Here is a 9,944-nt window from a genome sequence, read left to right as displayed (position 1 = left end):
GGCAGGAGCAGCACGCCGTCGTTCGTGAAGCGGCCCGAACCGGCCAGCCATCCCTCGGGCGCCGCGAGCTGCCGCATGCCGCGCTCCGCCGGACGCCACAGACCGAGCCAGGTGCCCGCCGCCCCGTCGATCCGCAGCGCCACCGCACAGCTCTCGGGCAGCAGCGTCTGCCCCGGCTGGATCGCGAACGGCGTCACGGCGCAGTCGGCGAGCCGCAGCGACTCCGGGAAGCGGACGGGCAGCGCCGAGCCGAGCACGCCCCAGCCGAGGCGGTCGTGGCCCGGGGCGTTGGAGCGGATGAGCAGCAGTCCGCTGTCCGCGTCGGCGAGCAGCAGCCGGTCGTCGCTCTCCTCGGCGATCTGGAGCAGCGGCGAGACCTCGCCGTCCCGTGCCAGGTCCACCGCCACCGTCTTGACGCGGCCGCACGACTCCCGGTCCAGGGCCAGCAGCCGCCCCGTGCGGTCCAGCCAGACCCCGCCCGAGCAGCGGCCCGGCACCTCCGCCAGGTGCTCGGGGCCGAAGGCGCCGCCCGCCACCAGCCAGACGTCGGTGGTGTGGGTGCCGACGGCGACGGCGTAGGCACGGTCGCCGCCGGGCGCGGGCGGCAGCAGGGTGAGGTCGCCCGCGCACTCCACGGCGCCCAGCGGGATCTCGCCGGTCGCCGGGCCCGTCGGGTAGAGCAGCGCGAACGTGTGCCGTCCGGCCACCGTCCGGTGGATGAGGACGCGGCCGTCGCTCATCGGCAGCACTTCGGTGCCCGGCTCCTCGGGCTGGTGGCCGGCGAGCGGTACCGCGTAGGGCTCGGGGGAGTCGAGGGTCCAGCGCTCGGGGAACCACGACTCGCCCCGGCGCGCCAGCCTGGCCGCGTACCCGCCGTCCACCGTGATCGTTGCCGCAGTCATCGTCGGCGCCACCTCCGGCCCCGAAGCTAGTTTTCGTACGTGCTGACGTGGCCTGGGTGACCGTTCGCTTCACACGGAAGGGTGGCGGATGAACGGTTCGCCTGAGGGGTCGGCCGGGGGTGTGCTGCGCCCGGCGGCGCCGTCGGACCCGGGCGTCCGCGAACGGCGCGGCAGCCGTCAAGTAGCGGCCCGGTAGCGGTCCGTAACGCGCGACCTGCGGGGTGTGCGGGGAAGGTAGCCTTTCCCCGTGCCCCGTCTGTCTGAAGTCATCGCCGCCCTCGACGCCCTGTGGCCCGCCGGTCTGGCCGAGAGCTGGGACGCGGTCGGCACGGTCTGCGGCGACCCCGGGGCCGAGGTCTCCCGGGTCCTGTTCGCCGTCGACCCGGTCCAGGAGATCGCCGACGAGGCGGTGCGGCTCGGAGCCCAGCTCCTCATCACCCACCACCCGCTCTATCTGCGCGGTACGACGACCGTGTCGGCGGCCACCTTCAAGGGCCGCGTCGTGCACGACCTGATCAAGAACGACGTCGCGCTGCACGTCGCGCACACCAACGCCGACCGGGCCGACCCCGGCGTCTCCGACGCGCTCGCGGGCGCGCTCGGCCTCCGGATCGTCCGCCCCCTCGTGCCCGACGCCGCCGACCCCGAGGGCCGCCGCGGCCTCGGCCGGATCTGCGAGCTCGACCACCCGCTGACCCTCGCCGAGCTCGCCGAGCGTGCGGCGAAGCGGCTGCCCGCCACCGCGCAGGGCATCCGGGCCGCGGGTGACCCCGACGCGCTGATCAGGACCGTCGCGGTGAGCGGCGGCTCCGGCGACAGCCTCTTCGACGAGGTGCGGGCCGCCGGTGTGGACGCCTTCCTCACCGCCGACCTGCGCCACCACCCGGCGTCCGAGGCCCGCGAGCGCACCCCGCTCGCGCTGCTCGACGCCGCCCACTGGGCCACCGAGTGGCCCTGGTGCGAGCTGGCCGCAGCCCAGCTCGACGAGATCTCCGACCGCAGGGGATGGGGCCTTCGCGTCCACGTCTCCAAGACGGTCACCGACCCCTGGACCGCGCATGCGGCCTCCGCCACTTCTGAATCCTCTGGAGCCCCCAACTGAACGCCGCGCCCGCCGACCAGATCCGACTGCTCGACGTCCAGGCCCTGGACACCCGTTTGCAGCAGCTCGCGCACAAGAAGAAGTCGCTGCCCGAGCACGCCGAGATCGAGTCGCTGAACAAGGACCTCACGCAGCTGCGCGACCTGCTCGTCGCGGCGACGACCGAGGAGAGCGACTGCGCCCGCGAGCAGACCAAGGCGGAGCAGGACGTCGACCAGGTCCGCCAGCGCGCCAACCGCGACCAGCAGCGCCTGGACTCCGGCGCCGTCACGTCCCCCAAGGACCTGGAGAACCTCCAGCGCGAGATCACCTCGCTCGCCAAGCGCCAGGGCGACCTGGAGGACGTCGTCCTTGAGGTCATGGAGCGCCGCGAGTCCGCGCAGGAGCGCGTCACCGAGCTGACCGAGCGGACCTCCTCCGTCCAGTCGAAGATCGACGACGCCACGGGCCGCCGTGACGCCGCGTCCGAGGAGCTCGACCGCGAGACCGCCACGGTCACCAAGGAGCGCGAGGTCGTCGCCGGTTCGGTCCCCGCGGACCTCCTGAAGCTCTACGACAAGCTCCGCGACCAGCAGGGCGGCGTGGGCGCGGCCAAGCTCTACCAGCGGCGCTGCGAGGGCTGCCGCCTGGAGCTCAACATCACCGAGGTCAACGAAGTGAAGGCGGCGTCCCCGGACACGGTCGTGCGGTGCGAGAACTGCCGCCGCATCCTGGTCCGTACGTCCGAGTCCGGCCTGTAGGGACCGCTGTCCATGCCTGAGCCGTCCGTGCGTGAGTTCATCGTCGAGGCCGACGGCGGCTCCCGGGGCAACCCGGGGCCCGCGGGCTACGGCTCCGTGGTCATCGACGCGGCCACGGGGGAGACCCTGGCGGAGGCCGCCGAGTACATCGGCGTCGCGACGAACAACGTCGCGGAGTACAAGGGCCTCGTGGCCGGTCTGAAGGCGGCGCACGCGCTGGACCCGGACGCCACGGTGCACGTCCGCATGGACTCCAAGCTCGTCGTCGAGCAGATGTCGGGCCGCTGGAAGATCAAGCACCCCGACATGAAGCCGCTCGCGGCGGAGGCCGCACGGGTCTTCCCCGCGTCCCGGGTGACGTACGAGTGGATTCCGCGCGAGCGGAACAAGCACGCGGACCGGCTCGCGAACGAGGCGATGGACGCGGGCAGGCGCGGCGAGCAGTGGTCGGCCGCGGCATCGACCGCCGACCTCGACACGCGAGCCGCCCGAGCCACCGCCGCCCCGCCCCCCTCGGGCCCGCCCGGGGACGCGGCAGCGGGCGCGGCACGGGCGAGGGCGGCGCTGACGGGGGCGGCGCCGGGCGCCTTCGGTACGGGTGAGCCCGTCGCCGCCGGTGCCGCTGTCGCCGCCGGTGCCGGTGCGGCTGTCGGTGGTCGGCGGGGCGGTTCCGTCGCGCAGGACACGGTGGCGGCGCATACCGACTCCCGGGCCGACTCCCGGGCCGCACGCAATGTGTCCGCGCCGCAGGTCGGGTGGGGTGCGCCGGATCTCGGGGCCCCGGCGACCCTCGTCCTGCTGCGGCACGGGGAGACCCGGCTCACGCCCGAGAAGCGGTTCTCCGGCAGCGGGGGTTCCGATCCGTCCCTGTCGGACGTGGGGCGCGAGCAGGCCGAGCGGGCCGCCGCCGCGTTCGCCGCGCGCGGCACGATCCAGGCGGTCGTCTCCTCGCCGCTGCTGCGCTGCCAGGAGACCGCGCGCACGGTCGCCGCCCGCCTCGGCCTCGACGTCCGGCTCGAAGAGGACCTGCGCGAGGCGGACTTCGGGGCCTTCGAGGGGCTCACCTTCGCCGAGGCGCGCGCCCGGTACCCCGAGCAGCTCGACGCCTGGCTCGCCTCACCGGAGACGGCGCCGCCCGGCGGCGAGTCGTTCACCGAGGTCGCCCGCCGGGTCGCGGCGGCACGCGACCGGCTGACCGAGGCCTACGCGCGCCGCACGGTCCTGCTCGTCACGCACGTCACGCCCATCAAGACCCTCGTGCGCCTCGCCCTCGGCGCCCCGCCGGAGTCCATGTTCCGCATGGAGCTCTCGGCGGCCTCGGTCTCGGCGGTGGCGTACTACGCCGACGGCAACGCCTCGCTGCGCCTCCTGAACGACACGTCACACCTGCGCTAGCGCGGCCGGGGCGCCACTAGCGCAGGGACGCCGCCTCGCGGGCCAGGGACTCGACGCGGGCCCAGTCCTTGGCGGCCACGGCGTCGGCGGGGAGCATCCAGCTGCCGCCGACGCAGCCGACGTTCTTCAGCGCGAGGTACGTCGGCGCCGTCCCCGCGGTGATCCCGCCGGTCGGGCAGAAGCGGGCCTGCGGCAGGGGCGCGCCGAGCGACTTCAGGTACGCGGTGCCACCGGCGGCCTCGGCGGGGAAGAACTTCATCTCGGTGACGCCGCGTTCGAGCAGCGCCACGACCTCGGAGGCCGTCGAGACCCCCGGCAGAAACGGCACGCCCGACCCTTGCGCCGCGGTGAGCAGCGCGTCCGTCCAGCCGGGGCTGACGAGGAAGCGGGCGCCCGCCGCCACGGAGTCGGCGACGTGCCGCGCGGAGATCACGGTCCCCGCGCCGACCACCGCGTCCGGCACCTCGGCGGCGATGGCCCGGATCGCGTCGAGCGCCACCGGCGTCCGCAGCGTCACCTCGATCGCGGGAAGACCACCGGCCACCAGGGCCCGCGCCAGCGGCACGGCGTCGCCGAGTTCCGCCACGACGACGACGGGAATGACGGGGGCGAGGTCGAGCACGGAGGGCACGGGCGCGGGCGCGGAGGAGGTCATGGGGGCATCCTGCCCCGACCGGCGCAGCCTGCGCAAAGGTCGTTGCGCAGGCTGCAACACAGGGCTCCCGTGATCTGCCCCTAGTGGATCTCCCGGACCACCACGTCGAGCGCCCACGGCTTCCCCGCCTTCGCCGGAGGCTCCGCCTCCACCACATGGCCCAGGTCCCGCAGCGCCTGAACCAGTTCGGCGGGGCCCTCCGGCCGCGCCCCGGTGGTCAGCAGGGAGCGCACGATGCGGCCCTTCGTCGCCTTGTTGAAGTGCGAGACCACGGACCGCTTCTCGACCCCGTCGACCGTCTGCGCGTGCAGCACCCGGACGGTCGCCGTCCGCCCGGCCACCTCGCCCTTCGGCTTCCACGCCGCCGCGTACGCCGATGACCGCAGGTCGAGCACGAGCCCGTCGCCCGCCGCCTCCGGCATGACGGCGGCCATCGGCTCCCGCCAGTACGCGCCGAGCGCCCCGAGGCCCGGCAGCTTCACGCCCATCGAGCAGCGGTAGGACGGAATCCTGTCGTTCACCCCGACGGCACCCCAGAGCCCGGAGAACACCAGCAGCGAACGAGCCGCGCGCCGCTTGGCGGCGGCGTCGAGCGAGGCCAGGTCAAGCGCGTCGTACAGGACCCCCGTGTAGATCTCCCCGGCCGGGCGGGCGCCCGCCGTGCGCAGTGCGGCGTTCTTCGCGACCTCGCCCCGCAGGCCCTCGCTCAGCCCGAGGACGGCCCGCGCCTTCTCCTCGTCGGCGGAGCACAGCTCGACCAGCTCGTCGAGGACCGCCGCACGCGCCCCGGCGAGCCCCGGCAGCGACAACGACCCGGGCTTGAGCGGGGCGCCCCGCCCCGACGGAGCCTTGCCTTCGGACGGCGGCAGCAGGACGAGCACGATCGGACTCCTTAAGCGGTACGGGGAAGGGGTGCGGCCCCCGCGAAAGGGTACGGGGTGCGCGGCCCGGGACCAGCGACCCGGCGCACGGGGTGCCGAGCCGTGCCGCCCGCCATACGCTCGGTCCATGCCTCGCCGGAACCTCCACGTCACCGGCGCAGCGGAGGCTCCGTTGCGGGCCGCGCTGCGTGCGCTGCGCACGGACCTCGACGTGCCACCGGACTTCCCCGCCGACGTCCTCGCGGAGGCGGAGCGCGCCGCGAAGGCGCCCCGGCTGCCGGAGCACGACGCCACGGACATCCCCCTGTTCACCGTCGACCCGCCGGCCTCCGTCGACCTGGACCAGGCCATGCACCTCGCCCGGCGCGCGGGCGGCGGCCACCGGGTGACGTACGCGATCGCCGACGTGGCCGCCTACGTCACTCCGGACGGGCCGCTCGACGCCGAGGCGCACCGCCGCGTCACCACCCTCTACTTCCCCGACGAGCGGGTCCCGCTGCACCCCACGGTCCTGAGCGAGGACGCCGCCAGCCTGCTGCCGGGCCGGACCCGCCCCGCCGTCCTGTGGACCGTCGACCTCGACGCGGAAGGACGCACCGAACGCACCGACGTGCGCCGCGCCCTCGTCCGCAGCCGGGCGAAACTGGACTACGCGAGCGTGCAGCGGGCCATCGACGACGGCACCGCCGAGGAACCCGTCGCGCTCCTGCGGGACATCGGGCGGCTCCGCGAGGCGCTGGAGGTGGCGCGCGGCGGCATCTCGCTCAACGTGCCCGAGCAGGAGGTCGTCGAGCGCGCGGGCCGGTACGAACTCGCCTTCCGCGCGCCGCTGCCCGCCGACGGCTGGAACGCCCAGATCTCGCTTCTCACCGGCATGGCCGCCGCCGAGCTGATGCTGGCCGCGGGTACGGGCGTCCTGCGTACGCTGCCCACCGCCCCGGACGGCGCGGTCGCCCGGCTGCGCCGCACCGCCGAGGCGCTGCACATCGACTGGCCGCACCACGTCCCCTACGCGCGGCTCGTGCGCTCGCTCGACCCCCGGCAGCCGCACCAGGCGGCCTTCCTCCAGGAGTGCACGACGCTGTTGCGGGGCGCGGGCTACACGGCGTTCAGCGGCGGCGCCCTGCCCGACCTGACCGTGCACGCCGCGGTCGCCGCCCCGTACACCCACTGCACCGCCCCGCTGCGCCGCCTCGTCGACCGCTACGCCCTGGAGCTCTGCCTCGCGGCCTGCGCGGGCGCGGGCGTCCCGCAGTGGGTGCTCGCCGCCCTCGACGAGCTGCCCCAGGAGATGGCGGAGGGCACCCGGCGCGGCAACGCCGTGGAGCGCGGTTGCGTGGACATCGTCGAGGCCGCGCTGCTCAAGGACCGGGTCGGCGAGCTGTTCGACGCGGTGGTGGTCGATGTGAAGGACCGCGAACCGGCGGTGGGCACCGTCCAGTTGTCCGACCCCGCCGTCGTGGCCCGCGTCGAGGGCGGCCGGGCGAGGCTGCCGCTGGGGGAGCGGCTCAGGGTCAGGCTGACCGAGGCGGACCCGGGTGGCGCGAAGGTGCTGTTCGAACCGGCGTGAGGGCGGCGAGGGGCTCATGAGCCCCGTCGAGCCGCCTCCTGAGGGCCGCGAGCAGCTTCGCCGGTTCGTTCGCGTGCAGCCGGACCGTCGTCACCTCGCGCCGCTTGCCGAGGAGGCCGACGGCGTCCACGGGCTCCGTCAGCTCCAGGGTGAGCGAGGTCTGAGAGGCGACGGGGATGTTCAGGACGCCCTCGGCGGGCTCGTGGGTGTAGCGCCGGTCGGCGCGGGCCGAGGCGATCCGCGCCAGCGGTATCCGCAGGTCGTGGTGGGCGCCATGGCGCACCCGCAGCTCCTCGGGCGAGAGCACGTGCGGGCGGGTCACCGACGCCGCGTGGATGCCGATGAACAGCAGCACGGTGTAGACGTCGACGAACAGCACCACCGCGTGCACGGTCGGCAGGCCGCGGAGCAGCACCGACATCCCGAACGTCTCGATGACGCAGACGAAGGCGAGGCCGAACAGCATCGCCGCGTTCCCCTTGGCGTGCCCGAACGCCAGGTCCACGCCGTCCCGCACCCCGACCCGGCGCCGCGCGGGCCACAGCAAGAGGCTCGCCACGATCCGCAGCTCATGCCCGAGCAGCCGCCGCACGGGCTCGGGAACGACCTCCCGCAGGGCGGCGGCCCCGCCCCGCCGGTACAGCACGGCGAGTCCCACGGCCTCGATGACCAGGAGTACGACGAGCCCCGCCCCGCCGCTGAGCCGCGCGGGCGCGGGCAGCGCGACGCCCGCCACCGCGCACCCGGCGAACAGGGCTTCGGCGGGCAGGACCAGGTACGCGATGGCGCGCAGCGTCCGGTGCAGGGGTGTCTGGTGCGGGACCGTCATGCCGGGCCTTCTCGGTCCTGTGCGGTCTGCCGGGTCTGCCGGGTCTGCCGGGTCTGCGGGGTTCGCTGGGCGAGCAGCCGCATGGCGCGGCGGACCGCTTCCGCCTGGGCGGGCGGGAAGTCGGCGAAGAGGGCGTCGAGGAAGGCGGACGCCCCGCGGGAGGCGCCGGGGGCGCGGCCGTCGGCCAGCGCCTCCGCGCCCTCGGCCCCCAGCTCGTCGAGCAGCGAGTCGGGCAGCGCGTCGGCCAGCTTCCGCGCCGCCTCGTCCACCGCCCGCGCCACCTCCGGGTCGGTGAGGTCGGTGACCTCGGCGAGCGCGTCGAGCCGCGCGTACACCTCGTGCGCCCGCTCGACCGCGTCCCGCGCCAGCGCGGGCCCCATCGCGGCGTAGAAGCGCTCCCGGTCCTCGGGCGAGGCCGTGGTGTCGATGAGAGTCAGCATCTCGCGGTCCCTCTCGGCCATCGCGGACGCGGGCCTGCCGCTGCCCGCCGCCGTACGGCTCAGCTCGCCGAAGAAGCGGGCCAGCTCGGGCGAGACGGGCCCTTCGACGGGCAGCCGCCCCCGCTCGGCGTCGTCGAGGAGGGTCCGCAGCCGTGCCCTGCGCTCCTTCAGCGCGGCCTCCTGCCGGGCGAGGTCGGCGTCCAGTTCGGCGAGGACCTCGGCGAGGGCGCGGCCCGCGTCGTCCGCGAGCACGTCCCGCACCTCGGGCAGCCCGAGGCCCAGTTCGGTCAGCCGCCGGACACGGGCAAGCACGACGGCGTGCCGCAGCCCGTACTCGCGGTAGCCGTTGGGCAGCCGCTCGGGCTCGGGCAGCAGGCCGAGGTGGTGGTAGTGCCTGATGGTGCGCGTGGTGACGCCGACGATCCCGGCGAGCTCTCCGATCCGCATGAGGCCAGTAGAAACGTTGCCGTTGCGTCAAGGTCAAGGAGGCTGGCCCCTGGGCCCTGTGCATGTTCCTTGACGGCTAACGGCGTTAGCCGTACCGTTTTGGCTAACGAGGTTAGCCCCCTGGGTGCGGGTCGTGCGTGGCTGGTCGCGCAGTTCCCCGCGCCCCTGGGGAATCAGTTCTCGCGCCCCTGGGGAGTCGTCCCGATGCCCCTTTGACGAGGAGGAGTCCATGAGCGCTTCCGTACCGGCGGTGGACCGCCGCCACCCGAAACAGGTGCTCACCGTCATCCGCCGTACCGCATGGCTCGTGCTCGCGCTCTTCTGGTCGGTGCTCGGCGTCCTGGAGGGCGTCCATCACGGCTGGCTCGCGGGCCTGTTCGCCCTCGCCTTCTTCGTCGCCCCCGACCTGACCTTCCTCCTCGGCCTCCGCGACGCGCCGCACATGGCCCATGGCCAGCTCCCTCCCCGGGCCGTCCCGTACTACAACGCGGCCCACCGGGCCCTGGTCCCGCTCGCCCTCCTCGGCCTGTACGCGGCGGTCCCGGGGAAGTGGGCGCCGCTCCTCGCGGCCCTCTGCGGCTGGCTGGCGCACATCTCGTACGATCGCGCCTTCGGCTATGGACTGCGTACGAAGGAAGGGTTTCAACGTGGCTGACCAGCGGCGGGCGGCCGGTGCGCCGCCCACGTGGGGGGAGCACCTCACGCCCCGGGCCAGGGAGATCGTCGGCGCGGCCAGGGAACTCCTGGAGGAGTCCGGGGCCGAGAAGCTGACGATGCGCTCACTCGCCGACCGGCTCGGCATCAAGGCGCCCTCGCTCTACAAGCACTTCCCCGACAAAGCGGCGGTGGAGGTCGAGCTGATCGCGCAGATGCTCGACGAGTTCGCGACGGTCTCCGAGGCGGCCGAGGCGCGGTCCCCGGGCTCCCTGGACGCCCTCACCGACGCCTACCGCGCCTACGCCCTGCGCCACCCCCACCTCTAC

General features: G+C 74.6%; 11 protein-coding genes. 6 read left to right on the top strand and 5 right to left on the bottom strand.

Annotation, left to right across the window (positions count from 1 at the left end; genetic code table 11):
• Positions 1-902: hypothetical protein (locus tag AB8Z36_RS21705; RefSeq protein WP_369215023.1), on the bottom strand; the 902-nt coding region annotated here is incomplete at its 3' end.
• 247 nt (positions 903-1,149) lie between these two features.
• Here AB8Z36_RS21705 and AB8Z36_RS21700 point away from each other — a divergent pair.
• The 3 genes from AB8Z36_RS21700 to AB8Z36_RS21690 are packed head-to-tail and all read left to right on the top strand — an operon-like array spanning position 1,150 to position 4,139.
• Complete coding sequence (locus tag AB8Z36_RS21700) at positions 1,150-2,004, top strand: Nif3-like dinuclear metal center hexameric protein (RefSeq protein ID WP_369215022.1); 855 nt, start codon at positions 1,150-1,152, stop codon at positions 2,002-2,004.
• Entirely contained in the window at positions 2,001-2,744 is a 744-nt protein-coding gene (locus AB8Z36_RS21695; RefSeq protein WP_369215024.1) for a zinc ribbon domain-containing protein, read from the top strand. Before AB8Z36_RS21700 ends, AB8Z36_RS21695 begins: the two co-directional genes overlap by 4 nt.
• Positions 2,745-2,756: 12 nt before the next feature.
• Complete coding sequence (locus tag AB8Z36_RS21690) at positions 2,757-4,139, top strand: bifunctional RNase H/acid phosphatase (RefSeq protein ID WP_369215021.1); 1,383 nt, start codon at positions 2,757-2,759, stop codon at positions 4,137-4,139.
• A 16-nt stretch (positions 4,140-4,155) separates the two neighbouring features.
• Here AB8Z36_RS21690 and eda read toward each other — a convergent pair whose 3' ends face one another.
• Both eda and yaaA read right to left on the bottom strand, forming a co-directional pair.
• Positions 4,156-4,794 carry a bifunctional 4-hydroxy-2-oxoglutarate aldolase/2-dehydro-3-deoxy-phosphogluconate aldolase gene (gene eda, locus AB8Z36_RS21685; RefSeq protein ID WP_369215020.1) on the bottom strand — a complete coding sequence of 213 codons (639 nt, stop codon included), beginning with the start codon at positions 4,792-4,794 and terminating at the stop codon, positions 4,156-4,158.
• A gap of 80 nt (positions 4,795-4,874) precedes the next feature.
• Positions 4,875-5,675, bottom strand: coding sequence for a peroxide stress protein YaaA (gene yaaA, locus AB8Z36_RS21680; RefSeq protein ID WP_369215019.1), 801 nt, complete (start codon positions 5,673-5,675; stop codon positions 4,875-4,877).
• A gap of 127 nt (positions 5,676-5,802) precedes the next feature.
• On the opposite strand from yaaA, the gene AB8Z36_RS21675 reads away from it, so the two are divergent.
• Positions 5,803-7,245, top strand: coding sequence for an RNB domain-containing ribonuclease (locus AB8Z36_RS21675; RefSeq protein ID WP_369215018.1), 1,443 nt, complete (start codon positions 5,803-5,805; stop codon positions 7,243-7,245).
• On the opposite strand, the gene AB8Z36_RS21670 is transcribed toward AB8Z36_RS21675, so the two are convergent.
• Positions 7,190-8,074: a hypothetical protein gene (locus tag AB8Z36_RS21670; protein WP_369215017.1), complete on the bottom strand. Its 885-nt coding sequence runs from the start codon at positions 8,072-8,074 to the stop codon at positions 7,190-7,192. The two genes, AB8Z36_RS21675 and AB8Z36_RS21670, sit on opposite strands and share 56 nt — an antisense overlap.
• A complete protein-coding gene (locus AB8Z36_RS21665) occupies positions 8,071-8,961 on the bottom strand; it encodes a MerR family transcriptional regulator (RefSeq protein ID WP_369215016.1) in 891 nt (296 codons plus the stop codon). Before AB8Z36_RS21665 ends, AB8Z36_RS21670 begins: the two co-directional genes overlap by 4 nt.
• 229 nt (positions 8,962-9,190) lie before the next feature.
• On the opposite strand from AB8Z36_RS21665, the gene AB8Z36_RS21660 reads away from it, so the two are divergent.
• Together AB8Z36_RS21660 and AB8Z36_RS21655 are read left to right on the top strand one after the other, a co-directional pair.
• Entirely contained in the window at positions 9,191-9,616 is a 426-nt protein-coding gene (locus AB8Z36_RS21660; protein WP_369215015.1) for a DUF4260 family protein, read from the top strand.
• Positions 9,609-9,944 (top strand): TetR/AcrR family transcriptional regulator (locus tag AB8Z36_RS21655; protein ID WP_369215014.1); only part of this gene is annotated, 336 nt, incomplete at its 3' end. The genes AB8Z36_RS21660 and AB8Z36_RS21655, both read left to right, overlap by 8 nt.

Origin of the sequence: Streptomyces flavofungini (genome assembly GCF_041028215.1) — a bacterium.
GTDB lineage: Bacteria > Actinomycetota > Actinomycetes > Streptomycetales > Streptomycetaceae > Streptomyces > Streptomyces flavofungini_B.
This window is presented reverse-complemented; position numbering and strand designations above follow the sequence as displayed.

Coding starts and splice junctions, on each gene's coding strand:
- AB8Z36_RS21690 (WP_369215021.1), top strand. CDS start 2,757: ATGCCTGAGCCGTCCGTGCGTGAGTTCATCGTCGAGGCCGACGGCGGC.
- AB8Z36_RS21660 (WP_369215015.1), top strand. CDS start 9,191: ATGAGCGCTTCCGTACCGGCGGTGGACCGCCGCCACCCGAAACAGGTG.
- eda (WP_369215020.1), bottom strand. CDS start 4,794: ATGACCTCCTCCGCGCCCGCGCCCGTGCCCTCCGTGCTCGACCTCGCC.
- AB8Z36_RS21675 (WP_369215018.1), top strand. CDS start 5,803: ATGCCTCGCCGGAACCTCCACGTCACCGGCGCAGCGGAGGCTCCGTTG.
- AB8Z36_RS21665 (WP_369215016.1), bottom strand. CDS start 8,961: ATGCGGATCGGAGAGCTCGCCGGGATCGTCGGCGTCACCACGCGCACC.
- AB8Z36_RS21670 (WP_369215017.1), bottom strand. CDS start 8,074: ATGACGGTCCCGCACCAGACACCCCTGCACCGGACGCTGCGCGCCATC.